This is a genomic window from Sphingobacterium multivorum, assembly GCF_900457465.1.
Taxonomy (GTDB): domain Bacteria; phylum Bacteroidota; class Bacteroidia; order Sphingobacteriales; family Sphingobacteriaceae; genus Sphingobacterium; species Sphingobacterium multivorum.
The window spans coordinates 1-19,943 of the sequence record NZ_UAUU01000005.1 but is presented as its reverse complement, the minus strand read 5'-3'; the positions used below and the strand labels follow the sequence as shown (position 1 = coordinate 19,943).

Here is a 19,943-nt window from a genome sequence, read left to right as displayed (position 1 = left end):
GCTTATCCTTAATAGGTGTAGTTTAAACTGAAAGTTGGAACTACACGTTGTGTTGTCGTGTTGTCATTGATATAGGTACCCTTAACGACGAATTCGAAATCTGGAAGTGGGTATCTGAAAGCATTGAAATCAAGCGACAGATAGGCTCCAAAGCTTTTTGGTGAGATCTCCCTGTGTTTGTGTATATTTTGATAATCGGCAAATATTCCTCCTTTTACACGTTTAATATAGGCTAAAGATCCTAATCCAAGGTCGGGATAAGCTATAGGGAAACGATAGTTGACCAACACCGTGTTTTTTATTTTTTCATATTTGTAGTAGCTAAATCCACTCACAAGAGGGATATCGTTGATGTATTGATAAATTCCTGATCCTGTTTGGGCGCTCAATCTAATTTGAAAACCGTGATTGCTCATAAATCCAGGTAGATAGAATACTGTTCTTGCTGATAAAATTTCACCTTTTGCATTGTTTTCAAAAGGCGTATGTCGGTAGGTGACACTAAAATTTTGCCCCCATCTTGGGTAGAGATCCATACTGGCCATACGCGCATTGCGATTGAGGTAAAGCTGGTATGTTAATGGAAATGCAGTCTCGTAATTAAAGTTTTTGACATCTGTTCGGCTAAGATCATAGCGCCTTAGATAGGCTGTTGCGAGGTTGAATCCAGTGGAATAGACGTAGTCTCTTCTGTAAAAGGAGAGTGGGATGGAGATCTGTGAGGATATATAATGCTCGCGCCAGTCGAAACGGATGCTACTGTCAGGTTTGTTAGGGATGCTTGCTGCTGCAATTTGCCCTCTGTTTTCATAGCGTAGCGAGAATTTTGGAAAGTACTTGTTGTAGGTAAGTTCTGCCGAGTATACTCCTTTTCGAATGTCGGTGTCATATTCATACCCCAGAGCAATTTGTGTGGTGTTTAAGATGTTGTTTGATAACCAGAAGACTCCGGGTTTAAAATTGTCGAAGCTTTCAAAATTGCTGCTACTTAGCGAAAGACTATGAAAATTGAACGTTCTGCCCAGTCCACGATAGGGTACAATTTGGTAGTGCTGACTAGTATCTACGGAGACTGCAGCGATATTTTTTACGCTGTCTCTGGTCAATGTGGTGGCGTAATAATGCGAAAAGTAATCCGTTTCTGGGTCGATATCAAATGCGGTATCGATAGATGTCTGGGCGATCTTGTAGCCGTTGTACTGGTAGTCGTTGAAGAATAATTGCCTTGTATCGTTATCGTAAAAAGGGTTGAACGCGCCAAATTGTGCCTTTGTCAAAAGCTGTTTCTTTCCAGATAGGAGGTCGATGCTGTAAATATTATCGATACCGTTGAAGTTAGCTTTTGTGATGATTTTCATACCCGAAAGGTATTGCGGTCTTTCATATTGCTGGTTGTCCCAAGGTGTTAGGTTGGTGATTTTGTCATTTTTCAGATCGATTTCACACAGTGCGGTTCCGGATTCGGATAATCGTATTGCTATTATTTTATCGCCTTTGGGGTTGAAAGCAGGGTGTTGCAGCTGTTCGGAATTGCCTATTTTTATCCGTTTGATGATGCTATTGTTTTTAAGGCTTATGAGCGTTAGATAGCTGTCGTTGGATAAATCTACCTCAACGCAGGCAATGGTTTCGTCTAATGGGCTTAAAATGGGTGAATAATATCTCGTCTGTTTGCTGAGCTGGCTAATTTTCCCTGTTTTGAGATCCATGACATTGATAACGCTGTATGTTCTTTTGTTGAAACGCGGATCTTTATGGAGCTCGTCCCATACGATGTAATTGCTGTTTACGTCAAAATGTGGTGTTAACTGTATGCCAGTTTTAGCGAGCCTATTTTCTGTTTTTGTTGCCACATCATACGTGTAAATTGCGTTGGTCTTTTGTGGGTTCTGCTTAATGAAATAGATCAGACCGTTCTTGTGTTTTGGTAATAAATTGCTGTTGTAATAGCTGTCGTTTTTCTTGTCTATTTCTTTGTATTTCTGGTATTGATAGTCGCTTGTTTTCTTATTCCATATGGTCTCTAAATTTGCTATTGTTTTATTGTATAAGTAGGCACTATTTCCTCCAATTTTTTTCTTTAAAACACGATTGATATTATAGGGATATAATGGTTTTTTGTTCAGCTCCGAAAAGAGGTCGGCTTCATAATTCGAAGGTAATTCCGACTTTAAAGTGGAGGTCATCAGATAGCCGATTGTATAGTAACTCGGGACTATATCTTTATAGGACCCCAATAAATATTTATTAAAACTATAGCTGTGATTCGATTGAAAGTTCGCTTTGATGGGCATTTCAAAAGCGGGTAATCTTCCTCGCCTCCCTCCGAATATATGGTTTCTGTAAGGGTTGCATCGCCTTCAAAATACCAGGAAGGAACGGTCAGTCCGTAGTAGGCAAGGGCTAATTGTTCAAAGAATGGCGCGCGTAGTTTGCCTGTCAATTTGTCAAATTGACTTACGTGTCTTGACTCGTGAAGGATCAAATTGGGTAGCCAGGTCTGGTTGTCGGGTTCTGCGCCGGCTGTGCTGTACAGTTCAGATTTACGTGGAGACAGCTGTACAAAACCATTCGTTTGTAGATTTGTGTTATGGATAATGAATGGAATTTTCCGCGGTGTTATTTTGTAATTTCTAGCAGTTGTACGCAGCGATCGGTTAACCTGGTCAGCTAGGGTAGGGGCCTTGCTCTTCATCTCCTCAGGGAAAATTAGTTGAAAATTCTTGGTTTCAATTTTATACCATTTTTGGCTTAAGGGCGCTTGGCTGTCTTCAAAAAATTGAGCAGAACTTTTTTGTGAATATATTATTAATGATAATAATGATAATATGCTGATAATTATGTTTTTATGTTTCATTAATTTTTGCATATCGAGTGTTTGCTATTTTTTTTAGTTTTATTATTCCTATTTATATGAACTTTAACTTCTGTTTCAAATTTATTTATATTTGAATAATAGGCTTTTATGATTTTGTGATTTACTTCTTTTTACTATTTTTTTTCTGTAAAACAACCTGATGATATTGGGCTGTTCTGAAAAAAAAAAGCACTATATTGAACAGGTTAAAGTATACGACGAATATACTTAAATAATTAGCGATTCTAAGACTGCGCCGAGAAAATTTGTCTGTTTTTTTTTGTGGAAAAATCAGACAACTATGGGGTGTTGCTTTCGGGAGTATGCTGGCGAGTTAGGTGTGGCCTGATTCATTTTATTGGATAAAAAAAATGGATCGGTAATTAGACGATAAATTTCATCGTCTTTCTTTTGTAGAGACCTGTTGAAGTTGTTGGCGAGAATGGTTTCCCTTAGTTTTTTGCTAATGACAAAATGTCTTGTTTTTGAATTGGGCATTGAACGTTACGCGGGGTATTTATCCCAATTACTGCGACAGACTGCAGGTTTTTATTATTTATTTTTTTATGCAGAATTTACTTTAAAAAAGCGATTTTTGTAACATATAAACTTTGTTTAGATGTAGGATTTTTAAATTGATAGGAGATATGGAAGAACTGGAAATGCAGGTGAATCAAATAGAGCAATTGATAGCAGGTGGAGATCTTGTTAGGCTGGAAGAATTTTTGAATGAATTAAATATTTCAGAAGTTGAGGAGCTGATTGATGAGTTGCCCGAACATGGTTCACTATTTATTGAATCGTTAAATTTGAATCGCGCAGTTAACGTTTTTCGTATTCTGGATTTCCCTACTCAAAACAGGATTTTTAAGAAGCTTTCTAAAGCAAAAATTAGCGCACTAATTAACGAGTTACCTCCCGATGATCGGACTTCTTTTTTTTCAGAAATGAAGGACGATATTAAGCATTTAATTTTACTGTTGCCACCCAAAGATCGTGTTGAAGCATTGGCTTTGCTGGGCTATCCGGAAGACAGCGTTGGGCGCCTAATGACACCCGATTATATTACCGTAAAAGAACATTGGAGTATTGAACGGATATTGGGGCATATTAGGCGTTATGGAAGAGATTCGGAAACGATAGATGTATTGTATGTGATTGATGGAAATGGGAAGCTGGTTGATGATATTCGGATTAAAGATGTGCTGATGGCGGAGCCAGATAGAGTCGTTGGAGATTTGATCGATCATCGGCTGATCTCGCTGAATGCTTACGATCCCCAGGAGGAAGCGATCAACATCTTCCGGATGAATAATCGCGTGGCCTTGCCTGTTGTCGACGAACAGGGGGTTATGTTGGGGATTGTGACTGTCGATGATATTCTTTGGGTAGCAAACGAGGAGTACACGGAAGATATGCAACGTATCGGAGGAACGGAGGCGTTGGATGAACCTTATCTGGATGTGTCGATTAAGAACTTGGTGAAGAAGAGAGCTGGATGGCTTATTGTGCTTTTTCTGGGACAACTTTTGACCGCTACGGTTATTGAGCATTTCGAGGAGCAAATGGCAAGTGCGATTATGTTGTTTGCACTGATGCCTGTTATTATATCCAGTGGTGGGAATAGCGGTTCGCAAGCCTCAACATTAATTATTCAAGCGATGGCCCTGGGGGAAGTTACCTTGGGTGACTGGTGGCGTGTGATGCGAAGAGAGATTCTGTCGGGTTTACTGCTGGGACTTATTTTGGGGGCTTTGGGCTTTATAAGGATTATGGCATGGCAATCTTTTGCGCATAGCTATGGTCAGTATTGGGTGTTGGTTGCATTAGTTATCTCTTTGTCCTTGGTTGGTGTGGTCCTTTGGGGGTCGTTGATGGGGTCTATGTTGCCTTTTGTGATGAAACGACTTGGGGCCGACCCTGCGAGTTCTTCAGCGCCCTTTGTGTCGACATTAGTCGATGTAACAGGTTTGCTGATTTATTTTAGTGTGGCAGCGCTAATTTTGAAAGGTGTGTTGCTTTAATCGTACGCAATTGCCGATACTGGTCGTTCATCCGCTGATGGCGATTGAAGGTAAAAGAAGGATAATGTTGGTTTAAGTGCTGAAAAGGGGATTTTGTGGAGCTGTTTGAAAAAATAAAAATAAATTATTCTAATTGGAATTTAGGAAGTTGTAAAAAATGTGCTCAAAAAATTTGTAGTATTCTAATAATCTTCCGATACTTGCATCACGGAAACGCAATAGGGTCTCCGGAAAAATTGAAAAGCACTCCTGAATAGCTCAGCAGGTTAGAGCATCTGACTGTTAATCAGAGGGTCGCTGGTTCGAGCCCAGCTTCAGGAGCAATTTAATAACTTACATAGCCGGAGTTTTTAAAAATATTCAATTTTTCATTCCTGAATAGCTCAGCCGGTTAGAGCATCTGACTGTTAATCAGAGGGTCGCTGGTTCGAGCCCAGCTTCAGGAGCAACAATGCAAATATTTTATTTGCAAATGATATTAAAATGTACTACTTTTGTACATTCTATGAGAAAGGAATTTCTCGAAAAATAAATTCCTGAATAGCTCAGCAGGTTAGAGCATCTGACTGTTAATCAGAGGGTCGCTGGTTCGAGCCCAGCTTCAGGAGCAATATTGAAACCGGCTTTATGCCGGTTTTTTTGTTTACCATGCTTATTAAAAAACTATGAGTTTAGTAATTATTGGTACGGTGGCTTTCGATACAATAGAAACACCGTTCGGTAAAACTGACAAAATTCTAGGTGGTGCCGGTACATTTGCGAGTCTAGCGGCGTCATATCTATGTGATCAAATCAAATTGGTCAGTGTTGTTGGGGAGGATTTTGGAAATGATAATCTCGATCTTATCAGGAGCCGTGGTATAGATGTTACGGGTGTTCAGGTGATTACTGGTGGGCAAACTTTTTCTTGGTCTGGCAGGTATCATAACGATATGAATAGCCGTGATACCTTGGCGACAGACTTAAATGTATTGGCTGATTTTGATCCTATTATTCCTGAAAGTTACCAGGATTGCGAGTATCTTCTCTTGGGCAATCTTACGCCTCAAATACAATTGACTACGTTGGAGCGCTTGGCACACAAGCCTAAGTTGGTTGTTCTGGATACCATGAACTACTGGATGAATGTTGCCATGGATGACTTAAGAAAAGTGCTTCTCAAGGTTGATGTTTTAGCCATCAATGATTCAGAGGCAAGGCAACTTTCTGGAGAGTATTCGCTGGTTAAAGCTGCAAAAGTCATTTTAGCAATGGGACCTAAATATTTAATTATCAAAAAAGGTGAACACGGTGCGCTTCTTTTTGGAGAGAATCAGATTTTTTCTGCTCCGGCGCTACCATTAGCAGATGTTTTTGATCCAACTGGTGCGGGAGATTCCTTTGCTGGAGGTTTTATTGGCTATCTTGCCAAAGTAAAAAGTATCAACTTTACAAACATGAAGAACGCATTGATTTTTGGTTCTGCGCTAGCTTCATTCTGTGTAGAGAAATTTGGAACAGATCGGTTGGTTGATCTTACCGAAGAGGACATACAAAAGCGTTTGAATGCTTTTGTTGCCCTATCTCAGTTTAATTTATAATCATTGATCTTTTAGTTTTCCGACGATCTGAAATTTTGAAAATACAGATGCTGAATGAGGGGCTTCTTGGAGCTCCTCAGTTAGATCTTGTCCGGCCCAATGTTCGTAGTGCATTCCGTTTTTCCACAGTCTACTTTCTCCGACATCGTAGATAAGTCCGCGATAAGCAACCCAGATCTGTGGTTTGTCCTGACCATTACGTAAAGCCAGTTGGCTTTTGCTGTATTCCGATAATTCTTCTGCCATTCGTCATTTTAAAAAGGCGAAGATAGAAAACTAAGCTACTTTATAGGCCGATAGTGATCTCTTCATTAATTTTCTAGCGACATGTATTCTTGTTTTTACCGTTCCGATGGGATATTTAAATGTTCCGATATCTCGTGGTATTTAAAACCTTCGAAGTACAATGAAAAAGGGATGTAATATTCTTCGGAAAGACTAGATAAAGCTTCATGGATGTCTTCCATGACAAATTTGCTTTCGCCCTGATTTGAGGAAGCGGATAATAGGAGGTTAGCGTTAGAAATATCCTCGTCTTTCGTAATGAAAGAGTTGGTTTTCACAATACGTCTATAGTTGTTAATAAACGTATTTTTCATGATGGTGTAAAGCCATCCTTTCAAATTGGTTCCTTCTTTGAAATTTTTAAAATAGGTTACAGCTTTCAGGATTGTGTCCTGAACGAGATCGTTGGCATCTTCGTAATCACTGGTAAAATTTCTGGCGTAGAGTTTTAATGAGTCCGATTGCTCAATAACCATGGTGTCAAATTCATTCTTTGTCATAGCTTAATGAATTATAACTGTTCTTTTTACAAAACAGTACGTTTATAAATGCGGTTCATTAAGTATGAGGCAAAAAATGCGCCAAAAATGACAAAATTAGATTTGTTAATATAATTTTAAGATTATTTTAAGCAAAGCAAACGTGTGTGTAAGCTAACTTTAAGTAAATAAAATTAGCTCAAAGTGATGTTTAGCTAAAGTGAAGCCTGTTTTTCTTTTGCTTTCAAATTAAAAAGAGTAAAAATACTTTTTTTAAATCTTTACAGTAAATTAACTTCACGCTCTAGCTTGATGCCAAATTTGTTGGCTACATCACTTATAATTTGTTCCGATAGATTGTAAATTTCCTGTCCTGTAGCGTTTTGTCTATTTATTAGTACAAGTGCCTGATTTTTCCATACACCTGCTTGTCCATATTCTTTTCCTTTCCAACCACATTGTTCTATTAACCATCCAGCAGCCAATTTTGTTTCATTATTGGGCATTGGATAATGCGGTATTGTAGGGTATTCTTTCTGAAGAGGTCCAAAAGTTGATGCTGTCACTACAGGGTTTTTAAAGAAGCTACCTGCATTTCCCACTGTACTTGGGTCAGGAAGCTTTTCTACGCGGATTTTGGAGACAATGGTTGCAATGTCGGCAATGCTCGGGTTTGTTATGTTTTCTTTGGCGAGTTCGGCTTCAATTGCACCATAAGTTGTATTGATATGAGCTGTTTGACTTAGCTTATAAGTGACCTGAGTAATGATAAAACGCCCTTTGTGTGCTGTTTTAAAGATACTGTCGCGATAGGAGAAATCGCAATCTTCTTTTTTGAAGGTCGCAAAGTTACCGGTATGCGTATCGAAAGCCTGACATTCGTGAAAAACATGCATCAACTCGGTACCATAGGCACCGATGTTTTGCACAGGTGAAGCACCAACAGTGCCGGGAATGAGGGCCATGTTTTCAATACCCGCGTAATTATGTTCGATACAATACCAAACGAAGTCATTCCAGATTTCTCCCGCTTGCGCTGTGACATAGACATCATCGCCATCAATTTTTGACTGTATGCCCTTGCTCGTCATACGAATAATATAGCCGTCGAATGCTTTGGTGAAAAGGACATTGCTACCTGCGCCAAGAACAAAGAAGTTCTCCTTAAAAATACCATTTTTAAAAATTTCGGTCAATGTTTCATTGTCATTCACTTCGATTAGAAAATTTGTCTTTTCTTCAATTCCAAACGTATTGAAAGCTTTTAAAGATATATTCGATTGAATGTTTAACTTCATGTTGACTTTAGTTTTCAGAAATTCAAAAAAATCAGCTATCTTTAGCATGATAATCGGTAAAGATAGTATAAACCGTTTATTTAACGATAAAAAATATAAGTTTAATGGGTAATGCAGATGTAAAAAGAATCAAAATTCTAGAAGCTGCGACAAGGCGCTTTGCACATTTTGGAATGGCTAAGACAACGATGTCGGAAATAGCCAAGGATCTCAATTTTTCAAAAGCATTGCTGTATTATTATTTTCCGGATAAGAATAGCTTATATTCTGCGGTTTTCGAATATGTCATCGACAAAATGATCGAGGACCTTGAGGATGTCATTGGAAAAGGGGGAGACTTTGAGGAGATTATGATGTACTCCATTGATATGCGTGTCAAGATCATCAATCAGTATTATAATTTATTTGAATACACCATGAAGATGGTCAAAGAGCTTCCGGACGAGCTGGAACAGGTGTTCAAAGAGTCTTATCTCCGTGAGGTAGAAATTATTGAGAAGATTCTCAAGATTGGTATCGATGCCGGCGAGATACAGGTGGAAGATATCAATGAAACTGCGCGGATTCTTTTGTATTCACTATTCGGTATGCGTATGGGCATATTAAAGGATATGAAAAACATGTTGTTCCCAACAAAAGAAGAATTCGATCATATTCTCAGTTTACAGAAGAAAATGATGAAAATCTTCTTAAATGGCTTACGTTTTCAAGTCTTCAAGTAAGTGTTGAGCGAATATGTCCGATAATCTGTTTGGCATGAATTCGTGAATTTTCAATAAACCAAAGGTGGGTATTTAAGCCACCGCAAACGACACCTGCCAAATAAATCCCGGCAATATTTGTTTCCATTGTTTCTTCATTATGGCTGGGAATGCAAGGTGCTTCTTGGGGAATATCAATTCCGATCTTTTTCAAAAAATCAAAATTTGGGCGATAGCCGGTTAAAGCCAGTACAAAATCATTATCGAGTTCGACGATACCATCTGGGGTTTGGATATGCGCAGTAGTTGGAGTAACTTCTGTTAAGTGGCTGTTATAATAGACATCGATTTCACCCGCGGCAATTCGATTTTCAATATCAGGTTTTACCCAATATTTTACCCGGCGGCTGATTTCGCTACCGCGGATTACCAAAGAAACTTGTGCTCCTTTTCGGTAGGTTTCAAGGGCGGCATCAATGGATGAATTACTGGCGCCGACAACGATCACCTTTTGGCTGCTATAATAATGTGGATCGTCGTAGTAATGCCTCACTTTGGGAAGTTCTTCGCCCGGGATATTGAGCAACATCGGTATGTCATAAAAACCCGTGGCGATGATGACTTTCTTGCTCAGGTATATGCTTTTGCTACTGCTGACCAGAAACTCCGTGTCCTCTTTCTTAATTTCCAGTACTTCTTCAAAAAGATGGGTATCCAGTGCGAACTTTTGCTGTATACGTCTGTAATATTCCAGCGCCTCCATGCGTTTTGGCTTGGGATTGGTGGTGACAAATGGAATATCACCTATTTCTAATCTTTCGGAGGAAGAGAAGAAGGTCATATTTTGGGGGTAATTATATAATGAGTTGACCAAACAGCCCTTTTCGAGAATAAGGTAGTTTAAATTTGCTTCTTTGGCTTCTAAGGCGCAAGCTAAGCCAATTGGCCCGCCGCCAACTATGATCAGGTCGTACCGTGTTATCGTATCGCTCATGGTATAAATGTCGAGAATTTTAAAGAATAAATCAGCTTAAAGCTTTAGGCAGTTCATTTTCTGACATTGCTGTGCTTTTAGCGTGAAGATCCTGAACTATTTTATGGAGGTCCTGTGCAATTTTACTGAGAAAGTCCAGCTGTTCGCTCAATAACTGTCCATCAACTGAACTGACATCTGTATTATCAAATTGGTTGTTTGGAATTTCGATTGCCAAAGGAACAAATGCATTGACACTATCGGCAGAATGCAGCAGCTGAATGGATTGCTCCAAGGAGCTTAATATTTTTCGAATTGTCCGGACATGGTCCTTATTGATATAATTATTGTCCATTTCGTCGAGATGGTTCATCAATGTCACCGAAAAAGAAGCTAGAATATGGTTGAATATGACGAATTTGTTGACTTCCTTACTATATTTTTGACGTTTCTTGGGTTCCGTAAGCATACGTTGGAATGTGGAACCCATGTTGGCTGTTTCCACATAGACTGCCTTGCGTGTTAGTTTGTAGTCGGTGATGGAAGGCGCTTGGCCTGCAATTTCTTTCAATGCCTGAAAGATGTAATTGTAGTTGGCTATCAGTAGCTTTCGCATGGATTCCTTGACTTGCATGCTTTCCCAATTTGGAAAAATAATATAACTGGATAAGAATGCAATCATGCCGCCGATAAAGGTGTCCAGTATGCGTTCTTTGGTGACGTCCAATGTATTGGCGCTGACGAAGCTCAGCATAATTAATACATAAGGGGTCATAAAAAGTACGGCAATGACATAATTGACCCGGAATAAGCTATATGCCGTCAGAAAAAAGAATACCAGTAGAACGAAAAGGACCGTTGGGTCATGAATGGTTAACAGGATGAGGGCTCCGATGAGTCCACCGATCGTTGTACCAATTAGACGCTGGATATTCCTCTCCTTTGTGAGCCCGAAGCCAGGCTTTAGGATAACCATGATAGTCAGGAGAATCCAATATACATTATTTGTGATATTGGTGACCTCAAACACGTAATAAGTGACCGACATGACAATTGCCATGCGGCACGCATGTCGAAAGATGGTGGATTTTAGGGTAAGATTTTCGCGGAACTTTTTGAAATCAATTGCAGAACTTTGGACAAAGCGTTTTGCGTCGTCAATTTCTTTTCGTTTGACATCGTCCGGTTGTAGATGCGAGTAACCATAGATATTTTTGATTCGGCGAACCAGATCACGCAAATTGATCAACACTTTGCGTAAAGCAAAGGTGCTATACTCTTGATTTTTATCCAGCTGATCGATTTTAGTGTGAAGGCGACTGAGATCCGAATCGAAATCGTACAGTGGTTTTGGCTGTGTATTGGTATTGAGCTGATAAGCCAAATTGTCAAGCTCATTGGTATATTTTAGGATCACGTTTTTGAAATCTTCCAAGATTCCGGTAGGACCAAAGCGTTCGCTGATGGTGTTGTAATCATAGTGTGCCGCCATACTTTGCTCAAAGAGATCGACAATATCGTTGAAGACGAGGGTTAAATAACGTCCCACCTTTGTGGTGTCTTTAATTGATCGTTTACTTTGAAACAATACATCCCGTAGGTTTTCCTGATGCTGATTGACTTCAACTTGTTTGTCGATCAGTTTGAGGTAGTTTTTATCATTATCAATTTTAGCATCGTAAAAATTAGCTTTCAGCCGGATGTAATCAGCCACATAGCGAATTGTTTCGGATAGCTCCTGTTCGGCGAGCCTGTAAGGGCGTGCCTGGGTGATGGAAAGACTAATGGCGATATACCATAGACCACCTAATGTATAGAAGCCTAAATAGTTGATGGCTTCAGCAAGAGGATAGTGAATCTGCACATGGATCAACATCATCAGAATACACATAAGGCCTACGTTGGCGGCCCTGCTATTGAATACTGCAAACATGGCAAATATAAAGCAGGCTACGCCGATAAAAATCGCCAGTAGATAGACATTTTGATTAACTATATTGGTTAAAATAAAAGTTAACGTAGTCAAAATCGCACCCGCAATCATGCCTTTCCTTCTATGGCTAGGTGCTCCGGGCGTATCGGAGAGACCTACCAAGAGCGCTCCCAGGGAAACAATGGTTCCATTGGTAAATTGCCCGATAGTTGCAAAGATTAGGACAGGCACAATACATCCGATGGTAATTCGGAGTCCATCCGCAAAATATTGGCTATAGAAAAAACTTTTTATTTCTTGTGTCTGTTTCATAATGTATAGTACAAACTTAGATAAATTGCTTTTCATATTAAAAACAATTGTTCGGCTATGTTTGCCCTTTTTAGTACGGATGAAAGCGAGATAGCTGTTCCGTTCCTGTCAGATCAGGGATGGTTCATTTTGTAGCGGGGCTTAACAGGATCAGGTTCTCAAGGTCTTCGTTGCTATACTGCATTGCATTAATGTGTTAAAAATGAAAATTTACTAAAATTTGTTAGTATGTTTATAATATTTCAATTGTTTTTTTGATTAATTTATATTTTTTATTTGTTTAGCTATAATATTGTTATATTTGGAACCATAGGGTTATTTCAGAGACATTACAAATTTTCAAGAGTCACCTAAACTCTCTTGACCACTTTCAAAGATTTAAATATGAAGCAAAGTAAAAATGAAGCCGTCTTTCAGGACGAGGTATTGACACGCTTTGAGCTTTTCAAAAGTTTGTTTTTAACATTGCCATTTCAACGTGTTAAAGATACAGGTACTTTATTACCATTTTTTGCAAAGCAATGTGAAAAGGGTGTGGATCAGCATTTAACTCCTGATGAGATCATAAAAAGTTTCTTCGATCAGCATGAAGAATTTTCTTCGGAAGAACAACGGATTGATTTGTTGTTTAGATTTGTTCAATATATAGAGCGTCAGGTTGTTTTATTTGATGCGATCGAAGACTCATCCTTTCAGATGGTGGGCCGTGGCGATGACGAAAATGTCTTGGGGGCATTAATAAAAAATGCCGAAGGCAGCGATGATATGCGCCGTAAGATCGTGTCAAAATTGAAGGATTTTTCTGTACGTCTTGTGTTGACTGCACATCCTACGCAATTCTATCCGGGACCAGTATTGGGTATTATCAACGACCTGATCGATGCAATCAAGACCAATGATATCCATAGTATACATTTATTGCTACAGCAACTGGGTAAAAACGCCTTTCATCAATAAAAATAAACCGACTCCAGTTGATGAGGCTGCGAGCTTAGCTTGGTTTTTGGAAAACGTATTTTATAAAGTAGCATCGGAAATTCAGTCTTTTATTGATGATGAATTGGACGTGGATACCGAAGAAGTCAAACAATTGATTGAACTGGGCTTTTGGCCTGGAGGTGACCGTGATGGTAATCCCAACGTAAGTGTTGATAGCACCAAGAAAGTTGCCGCATTGCTACGTACCATTTTGTTTAGATGTTACTATAGGGATTTTCGTATTGTTAGACGGCGCATCACATTTAGAGGTGTAGAGGAATATATGGAAAATCTCCAAACATTGTTCTACGAAAACAGTTTTAATCCAGTCGAACATCCAGCAGACGAAACTGATAATATTATCACAAATCTGAAAGCAATCAAAAATGTTTTGGAGGAATATCACAATGGACTTTTTGTAGAAATCGTTGATGACTTACTCCGCAAAGTGATGACTTTTGGTTGTTTCTTTACCACATTGGATATCAGACAAGACAGTCGGATATTACGTGAGGCTACCAATTATCTGATTCAGCACAATCAGGAAAAGACTGGAATGCCATTGGATTATCTGGAGCTCAGTGAAAATGATAAGCAAAAAGCATTAAAATTCAAAGAACTTGACTTAACGGTGGGAGAAGATGCAGATCCGTTGACGAAAGATACATCTGGTGTGATCAAATTGTTAAAGGAGATTCAACGTTCCGGTTCTGAGCGAGCTGCGCAACGCTTTATCATCAGCAATTGCCAACAGGCAAGTGATATTTTGGGACTGCGTCAGTTATTCTTGTGGTCTGGATGGAAGAAGGATGCTTTAACGATCGATTTTGTACCCTTGTTTGAGACCGTTGATGATTTGACGAGAGCAGCAGATGTGATGAAAACCTTGTATAGTAACAAGGAGTATAAAGCGCATTTGAAGCGTAGAGGAAACAAACAGACCATTATGTTGGGCTATTCAGATAGTACCAAAGACGGTGGATACTTGATGGCGAACTGGTCGATTTATCGTGCAAAAATCGAACTTACGGCGATATCTCGCGAGTACGATGTCGATTTGGTGTTTTTTGACGGTCGTGGTGGACCTCCGGCACGTGGCGGTGGTAAGACACAGCGTTTTTATGCATCGATGGGTAAAGAGATTGCCAACGATCATATTCAATTGACGATTCAAGGACAAACAATCAGTAGTCAGTATGGTTCTTTAGATACGGCACGATTTAATATAGAGCAATTGTTGCACGCTGGAATTATTTCAGATTTGAAACAACGCGTAGGCGATACCTTAACCAAACATCAACAGGAGATCATTGATAAGCTGGCTGAGCTGAGTCATCATAAGTTTATGGATCTACGGACGAATGAATTGTTTTTACCTTATCTGGAAACGATGTCGCCATTGAAAGCGCTATCGTCGATCAATATTTCAAGTAGACCTGTAAAACGTAACTCAGGCCGTGAATTGCGATTGGAAGATTTGCGGGCGATTAGTTTCGTAACTTCATGGAGCCAGCTGAAACAAAATATTCCTGGGTTTTATGGTGTCGGAACAGCATTGCAATGGGCTGAAAAAAAATAACCTTTGGAAAGACGTGCAGCAATTGTATGTGTCATCTGGATTTTTCCAAACATTGATCGACAATTGTATGATGTCGATGACAAAGTCCAACTTTGATATTACAGCATACATGAAAGATGATCCTATTTATGGTGACTTTTGGAAAACTTTGTATGCCGAGTACCAAATAACAAAAGAATATCTGTTAAAGCTGAGCGGAACCTCAAAATTGATGGAAAACTATCCTGTGGATCGTGAGTCTATTTTAGCGCGCGAGGGAATTGTATTACCGTTATTGGTTATACAGCATTTTGCGATTCGTGCATTGAATTCGGATCAGCTGACTGATGCACAACGTGAAGATTATTCGAAATTAATAGCGCGTACAATCTTTGGCGTGGTGAATGCCGGAAGAAATGTTGCGTAATTTTTCTTTCTTTTCACGGATAGGGTTTCGGAGAACATATATTTTATCTACTTTTGTATAGTTAACAAAATTGATATGAAGATTAATAAGTTATTTATTGTTGCGGCTTGTGCGGGTACATTATTTGCATCTTGTGGTCAAACAGCTGCAGATAGACAGCGTCAATACTCTAATGCATCCTTAGCGGATGGTGATGCCTTTGCAATGATTAAATTCGTTGGCGAAAATGGAAACTACTTGGTAAATCTTGCTGATGTAGCTGCAAAACAATCTACCTCAGCAGAGGTGAAAAATGTAGCTGCAAAGATTAAAGAAGCTTACGCAACAGTGTTACCAGAATTGGACAATTTAGCAAAAGAATTGCATGTTGGCGATGCGCAACGTGGCGTGCCTGCATTTCAAGTTCCTGCTTCAATTGGTTCGGACAGTACAGCGGCATTCAATGATAAAGCATTTTTAGCGCTAGTGGTTGAAAAACAAGGTGAGATCAATACTAGATTGTCTCATGAAGAGCACAATACAAACAAGGATGTTATTCACCTTTCGGAGGAGTCTTTGAAAAAAGTGGAAGAGATCTACAAATTAGCTGGCGGTAAAGTTGAAGAACACCATCACTAAGAAATAAGATAAATAAAAGGAAAGGAGTATTCATTAAGATGAATATTCCTTTTTTTATGATTTTTTTGTTGACAATACTAGATTTTCTGCATGGAATTGTGATAGGTACTGAGTTTCGATAGGATGTGCTATCTGTATTCCGACTCAGTTGATTGCCAGCGAGATGATTTTGGCAGGAAATGAGTTTGTATTCTTGATAAAATGGAAATTTTAGTTATTGTAAGACATATCAGTGTTGTGTACACAAAAATTCCATGGAATAATCGTTTGTTATTTGTTAAATTAATGATAACTTAACATTTATATAACACAGTTTTTAATAACTGTGTTTATTTTAGCGTAATTTAATGAAATCGTATATAAAGTGAGATACGCCGCAATAGATATAGGTTCCAATGCAGTCCGTCTTTTGATAGCTGACATTATTGGACAGAAAGACCAATATAATTTTAAGAAAAATACACTGTTACGTGTTCCACTTCGTTTGGGGGATGATGCGTTTATTCATCAGGAAATTTCACCTAGGAAAGCCGAGAGTTTGGTTAAAACGATGAAGGCCTTTCGGGAGTTGATGGATGTTTATAACGTGGAGGATTATATGGCCTGCGCGACTTCGGCCATGCGTGATGCACGAAATGGCGCTGATATTGTTGCGGAGGTCAAGAAAAACGGTATCAACATCGATATTATAGAAGGGGCAAAGGAGGCAGAGATTATTTACAATAGCCATTGGGATAATAAGATGGAAAAGGACAAAGTTTACCTTTACATTGATGTAGGTGGGGGTAGTACAGAATTATCGTTATTTGCCAATGGTGTTTTGGTTAATTCCAGGTCCTTCAACTTGGGCACAATCCGTATCCTCGACAATCAGGACAAGGCAGAAACCTGGGATGAACTGAGGGAATGGGTACGTAGCAATACGCATATGTATAAGCAAGTGGTTGGTATTGGTACTGGCGGCAATATTAATAAGCTTGCGCGCCTTTCCAATGAAAATTGGATAAACCATTATCCTATGCTAAATTAAAAGCCGTGTATGAGCATTTTATCTTCATTTTCTTTGAAAGAACGCATTATCTTATTGGGTTTAAACGAAGATCGTGCCGATGTCATTATTCCTGCGAGTGAGATTTTTTCTAACGATTATGAAGCATGGTCGTCTAAAACAAATCATTGTTCCAAGGGTTGGGCTTGTCGACGGTGTAATTAGAACCTTGATCAATAGGAATTTAGTAAAATAATGCTGTAAAAAAGCGATTTTCGACTTGTAAAGAGCGAAAAATCTTTATTTTTGTGATACCAAAGGTGAATATGAGCCCAGGTGGCGAAATTGGTAGACGCACCATCTTGAGGGGGTGGCGCTCGCATGGGCGTGGCAGTTCGAATCTGCTCCTGGGCACTTAAGGAGACACTAGTCAATAGTTGTCTCCTTTTTTTATGAACAAAAATATTGTCACTCAGATCATAGGGGCAATTGAGCACAGTTTGATTTTTTGGGATCAAGCTGAAGGCATATGATAAATTTGAGAATAATAAAGCCTTATTTGTTTCCCGCTTTTCAAAACATTGAATGAATATAAAATACGCGTTAAGAAACTAAAGATTATTTAGCGTAGAACTAAGGTCTTAATCCATTCAGGGCTGTATGTGGATGATTTTAAAGGAGTATACCTTGCTGGTACCAGGTTCGTAACTGATAGTTTTTGTCGGACTTTAGTTTGGCTAGTTTTCTTGGTAATAAAGTCCAAATGTAGTCGTTTTGACAGTCTGTTTGCTCCCTTTTATTGCCTATCTGTTGTTTTGTACCGAGGTCGTTTTGATGTTTATGGACCCTAAATCTTATAAGAAGCTATTCTGTAACTTGCTCGTGGTCTTTATCTTGTATAGATAGGTTTTTCCGGGAAAACCAGTTAGCGCCATTACCGCCACAAGTAACTAGAAAATAGAGTAGGACAACAATATAAACGAGTATGGTAACGCGCCAAATCATGTGTAAGCCGCGAGAACCTCTATCGTTTTGTTTTCTTTGTTTGTCCCTTATCTTTCTGCTTTCTCGATTATTTTCCATTTTCTTTTAAATAATAATGTTTGCAGCTCGCTACCCTAATTTTACCGCCATTTGCGCCGGCATATTTGGATATTGTTACCGAATTTGTCCGATGCTGTTATAATTAGGCAGCTGAACCACAGAATATTTTGAATCAGATTTCTAAAAATATAAATAATGGTAGAGACATGCAATTTGTAAAAATAGGACTTGCGGTTAAGATTACCCTAACAAACAGTTGTATTGCGAATAATAGACTAAAAACCACGAATATTGAACGAACTGCAACAGATAATAAATAACCGTAAAATTAATTAATGGTGTTTTTATTTTTACTTCCATAAAATAAAGACTTGCTTCAAAAGCATGTTATGGTTTAATAAAAAGATAGAAACAATGAAAAAATTAATGATGAGTTTGATGGCTGTTGCACTGCTATCTACAGCCGCTTCTGCAAAGACAACGGAAAAGGCACCGAAAGAAAATGTCAATGCTAAGACAACGACTTACCGTCTTCCTAACACGAATACACTCGTGAAAGTCACCGAAGAGGTCAAAGAAAGCGAAGGAAAATTGACACACTGTATTTTTGTGTTGAGTTTTTATGATTATGACACGGCGCAACTGGTCGGTACACATACTTCAGACACCTATACAAATGGTGGTTGTGGATCTTTCTTTAAAGCATGCAGGGCATTTTGGGGTGTTTAATGCAGTCGATCCCTGTTGGTTTCAACCGGCAGATAGGTTTCGGCGTTTTCGCGCTGTTACAAACGATTAATTTAAGAAGCTGTCTCAAATTTATTGAGGCAGCTTTTTATTAAATATGGCTATGCGATAGATTTGTGAGTTGTTTGTTGATTATTTCACAGAACTGTTCATTTGGGAAGAAAAAGAACAAAAAGTAGCTTTTTAAGCTGCTTTTTTCCTTAGATTTTGCGCTATAGCCAATAAACCCCATTCTATGGACACTTTTTCCTTACCGCGGAGCATAAATCTTCGGAACCCGTGGTTCTGTTTTATGTTTCCAAAGACTGGTTCGACATCGTGACATCGCTGTTTTCTTTTGGCTATACCGACATCGCTGTTAAGCAATCCGTATGCTCTATCTTTATAAGCCTCAAGCTGTTCATTTATCTGGATGATTCTATTGCCCTGTGATTTGTGGCAAGCACCGTTCAATGGGCAGTTTGTGCAGTTTTTTGCCTGATATCTTTTTATTTTTTGCTCGAAACCTGTGGAGGTCTTTTGTGTAAATAGACCTATGCAGTTCATTTCCTGTCCCATTGGACAGATATAGCAATCTTTTGCAGGGTTATAATGTAGTTTATCAACGGAGAATGGCTTCTTGCCCGAATAACTCTTTTTCTGCTCCTTGTCAAACATACCATATTTCACATAGGCCCCAATGTTTTTCCCTTCTAGTAACGCATAGTTCTCCTGGCTGCCATAGCCAGCATCTGCGGTAATGGTTTTCAGTATTTCCCCAAAGCTCGCCTCATGTTGTGCCAGATGACCGGGTAGCGTTGTGGTATCTGTGGGGGTGGGATGTATGGTGTAATTGACGATGTATTGATTGGAAGTAGATATCTGAATGTTATAACCTGGTTTGAGCTGGCCATTTTTCATATGATCCTCTTTCATGCGCATAAAAGTAGCATCGGGATCTGTCTTGCTATAACTATTTCTATCTCCAAGCGTTACTTCCTGCTCTTCATATTGAACAATCTTGGCCGGGTAGTTTTTAGTCGCATAGCGCAACTTTGCCCTCATCTTCTTGCTTACCGAAGGTTTATCGGACAAGACCCGGTTCAGGTTATCGACCGTAGCCTGAACTTTTTCGCGGTCAATTGTTGTCAGATCGGGAGGT

General features: G+C 39.1%; 17 protein-coding genes, 4 tRNA genes and 1 pseudogene. 13 read left to right on the top strand and 9 right to left on the bottom strand.

Features of this window, described 5'->3' with window-relative positions:
• Positions 1–8 precede the first annotated feature (8 nt).
• Together DTA23_RS06540 and DTA23_RS06535 are read right to left on the bottom strand one after the other, a co-directional pair.
• Positions 9–2,237: a TolB-like translocation protein gene (locus DTA23_RS06540; RefSeq protein WP_112374188.1), complete on the bottom strand. Its 2,229-nt coding sequence runs from the start codon at positions 2,235–2,237 to the stop codon at positions 9–11.
• A complete protein-coding gene (locus DTA23_RS06535) occupies positions 2,216–2,695 on the bottom strand; it encodes a hypothetical protein (protein ID WP_146753018.1) in 480 nt (159 codons plus the stop codon). The genes DTA23_RS06540 and DTA23_RS06535 overlap by 22 nt, the downstream gene beginning before the upstream one ends.
• An 809-nt stretch (positions 2,696–3,504) precedes the next feature.
• On the opposite strand from DTA23_RS06535, the gene mgtE reads away from it, so the two are divergent.
• From mgtE to DTA23_RS06510, 5 genes are all read left to right on the top strand, one after another.
• A complete protein-coding gene (mgtE, locus tag DTA23_RS06530; protein ID WP_112374186.1) occupies positions 3,505–4,881 on the top strand; it encodes a magnesium transporter in 1,377 nt (458 codons plus the stop codon).
• A gap of 247 nt (positions 4,882–5,128) precedes the next feature.
• Positions 5,129–5,202 (top strand) — tRNA-Asn (locus DTA23_RS06525).
• Between the two features lie 51 nt (positions 5,203–5,253).
• A tRNA-Asn gene (locus DTA23_RS06520) sits at positions 5,254–5,327 on the top strand.
• An 88-nt stretch (positions 5,328–5,415) separates the two neighbouring features.
• Positions 5,416–5,489: transfer RNA gene (locus DTA23_RS06515), tRNA-Asn, on the top strand.
• Positions 5,490–5,546: 57 nt separating this feature from the next.
• Positions 5,547–6,461, top strand: a complete 915-nt coding sequence (locus tag DTA23_RS06510; RefSeq protein WP_070570461.1) for a PfkB family carbohydrate kinase — start codon at positions 5,547–5,549, stop codon at positions 6,459–6,461.
• Here the strand turns inward: DTA23_RS06510 and DTA23_RS06505 are convergent, their stop codons facing one another.
• The 3 genes and pseudogenes from DTA23_RS06505 to murB form a co-directional block, all read right to left on the bottom strand.
• On the bottom strand, positions 6,462–6,707 hold the full coding sequence (locus DTA23_RS06505) for a cytochrome b5 domain-containing protein (protein ID WP_112374185.1): 246 nt from the start codon (positions 6,705–6,707) through the stop codon (positions 6,462–6,464).
• 30 nt (positions 6,708–6,737) lie between these two features.
• Positions 6,738–7,246, bottom strand: a pseudogene (locus tag DTA23_RS06500) (RNA polymerase sigma factor).
• Positions 7,247–7,506: 260 nt separating this feature from the next.
• Positions 7,507–8,523, bottom strand: a complete 1,017-nt coding sequence (murB, locus tag DTA23_RS06495; RefSeq protein ID WP_112374314.1) for a UDP-N-acetylmuramate dehydrogenase — start codon at positions 8,521–8,523, stop codon at positions 7,507–7,509.
• 104 nt (positions 8,524–8,627) lie between these two features.
• Between murB and DTA23_RS06490 the strand changes: the two genes are divergently transcribed.
• Positions 8,628–9,245 carry a TetR/AcrR family transcriptional regulator gene (locus tag DTA23_RS06490; protein WP_112374184.1) on the top strand — a complete coding sequence of 206 codons (618 nt, stop codon included), beginning with the start codon at positions 8,628–8,630 and terminating at the stop codon, positions 9,243–9,245.
• Here DTA23_RS06490 and DTA23_RS06485 read toward each other — a convergent pair.
• Together DTA23_RS06485 and DTA23_RS06480 are read right to left on the bottom strand one after the other, a co-directional pair.
• Positions 9,238–10,218 (bottom strand): YpdA family putative bacillithiol disulfide reductase, encoded by a 981-nt coding sequence (locus tag DTA23_RS06485; protein ID WP_070570470.1) that lies wholly within the window; start codon positions 10,216–10,218, stop codon positions 9,238–9,240. The two genes, DTA23_RS06490 and DTA23_RS06485, sit on opposite strands and share 8 nt — an antisense overlap.
• Positions 10,219–10,249: 31 nt before the next feature.
• Complete coding sequence (locus DTA23_RS06480; RefSeq protein WP_239468716.1) at positions 10,250–12,442, bottom strand: FUSC family protein; 2,193 nt, start codon at positions 12,440–12,442, stop codon at positions 10,250–10,252.
• Between the two features lie 384 nt (positions 12,443–12,826).
• On the opposite strand from DTA23_RS06480, the gene DTA23_RS30205 reads away from it, so the two are divergent.
• The 6 genes from DTA23_RS30205 to DTA23_RS06460 all read left to right on the top strand — a co-directional run bounded on the left by DTA23_RS30205 (position 12,827) and on the right by DTA23_RS06460 (position 17,425).
• The gene (locus DTA23_RS30205; RefSeq protein ID WP_370445065.1) at positions 12,827–13,399 is read left to right on the top strand and encodes a hypothetical protein; all 573 of its coding nucleotides are present in this window, start codon (positions 12,827–12,829) and stop codon (positions 13,397–13,399) included.
• On the top strand, positions 13,338–14,999 hold the full coding sequence (locus tag DTA23_RS30200; protein ID WP_370445064.1) for a phosphoenolpyruvate carboxylase: 1,662 nt from the start codon (positions 13,338–13,340) through the stop codon (positions 14,997–14,999). The genes DTA23_RS30205 and DTA23_RS30200 overlap by 62 nt, the downstream gene beginning before the upstream one ends.
• Positions 14,959–15,405: a phosphoenolpyruvate carboxylase gene (locus DTA23_RS30195; protein ID WP_370445063.1), complete on the top strand. Its 447-nt coding sequence runs from the start codon at positions 14,959–14,961 to the stop codon at positions 15,403–15,405. The genes DTA23_RS30200 and DTA23_RS30195 overlap by 41 nt, the downstream gene beginning before the upstream one ends.
• Positions 15,406–15,480: 75 nt before the next feature.
• Positions 15,481–16,023: a hypothetical protein gene (locus DTA23_RS06470; protein WP_070570475.1), complete on the top strand. Its 543-nt coding sequence runs from the start codon at positions 15,481–15,483 to the stop codon at positions 16,021–16,023.
• Positions 16,024–16,387: 364 nt separating this feature from the next.
• The gene (locus DTA23_RS06465; protein ID WP_370445062.1) at positions 16,388–17,053 is read left to right on the top strand and encodes a Ppx/GppA phosphatase family protein; all 666 of its coding nucleotides are present in this window, start codon (positions 16,388–16,390) and stop codon (positions 17,051–17,053) included.
• 288 nt (positions 17,054–17,341) lie between these two features.
• Positions 17,342–17,425 (top strand) — tRNA-Leu (locus DTA23_RS06460).
• Between the two features lie 450 nt (positions 17,426–17,875).
• Here the strand turns inward: DTA23_RS06460 and DTA23_RS27465 are convergent.
• A complete protein-coding gene (locus DTA23_RS27465) occupies positions 17,876–18,094 on the bottom strand; it encodes a hypothetical protein (protein WP_112374183.1) in 219 nt (72 codons plus the stop codon).
• A gap of 375 nt (positions 18,095–18,469) precedes the next feature.
• On the opposite strand from DTA23_RS27465, the gene DTA23_RS06450 reads away from it, so the two are divergent.
• On the top strand, positions 18,470–18,784 hold the full coding sequence (locus DTA23_RS06450) for a hypothetical protein (RefSeq protein WP_146753017.1): 315 nt from the start codon (positions 18,470–18,472) through the stop codon (positions 18,782–18,784).
• A 201-nt stretch (positions 18,785–18,985) separates the two neighbouring features.
• On the opposite strand, the gene DTA23_RS06445 is transcribed toward DTA23_RS06450, so the two are convergent.
• Positions 18,986–19,943: transposase (locus DTA23_RS06445; protein WP_146753016.1), on the bottom strand; the 958-nt coding region annotated here is incomplete at its 5' end.

Excerpts from the sequence above, each read along its gene's own strand:
- DTA23_RS06485 (WP_070570470.1), bottom strand. The coding sequence starts at position 10,218 with ATGAGCGATACGATAACACGGTACGACCTGATCATAGTTGGCGGCGGG.
- DTA23_RS06480 (WP_239468716.1), bottom strand. The coding sequence starts at position 12,442 with ATGAAACAGACACAAGAAATAAAAAGTTTTTTCTATAGCCAATATTTT.
- DTA23_RS27465 (WP_112374183.1), bottom strand. The coding sequence starts at position 18,094 with ATGGAAAATAATCGAGAAAGCAGAAAGATAAGGGACAAACAAAGAAAA.
- DTA23_RS06450 (WP_146753017.1), top strand. The coding sequence starts at position 18,470 with ATGAAAAAATTAATGATGAGTTTGATGGCTGTTGCACTGCTATCTACA.
- DTA23_RS06510 (WP_070570461.1), top strand. The coding sequence starts at position 5,547 with ATGAGTTTAGTAATTATTGGTACGGTGGCTTTCGATACAATAGAAACA.
- mgtE (WP_112374186.1), top strand. The coding sequence starts at position 3,505 with ATGGAAGAACTGGAAATGCAGGTGAATCAAATAGAGCAATTGATAGCA.
- DTA23_RS30205 (WP_370445065.1), top strand. The coding sequence starts at position 12,827 with ATGAAGCAAAGTAAAAATGAAGCCGTCTTTCAGGACGAGGTATTGACA.
- DTA23_RS06490 (WP_112374184.1), top strand. The coding sequence starts at position 8,628 with ATGGGTAATGCAGATGTAAAAAGAATCAAAATTCTAGAAGCTGCGACA.
- DTA23_RS06535 (WP_146753018.1), bottom strand. The coding sequence starts at position 2,695 with ATGAAGAGCAAGGCCCCTACCCTAGCTGACCAGGTTAACCGATCGCTG.
- DTA23_RS06470 (WP_070570475.1), top strand. The coding sequence starts at position 15,481 with ATGAAGATTAATAAGTTATTTATTGTTGCGGCTTGTGCGGGTACATTA.
- murB (WP_112374314.1), bottom strand. The coding sequence starts at position 8,523 with ATGAAGTTAAACATTCAATCGAATATATCTTTAAAAGCTTTCAATACG.
- DTA23_RS30195 (WP_370445063.1), top strand. The coding sequence starts at position 14,959 with ATGGTGTCGGAACAGCATTGCAATGGGCTGAAAAAAAATAACCTTTGG.
- DTA23_RS06505 (WP_112374185.1), bottom strand. The coding sequence starts at position 6,707 with ATGGCAGAAGAATTATCGGAATACAGCAAAAGCCAACTGGCTTTACGT.
- DTA23_RS30200 (WP_370445064.1), top strand. The coding sequence starts at position 13,338 with ATGATATCCATAGTATACATTTATTGCTACAGCAACTGGGTAAAAACG.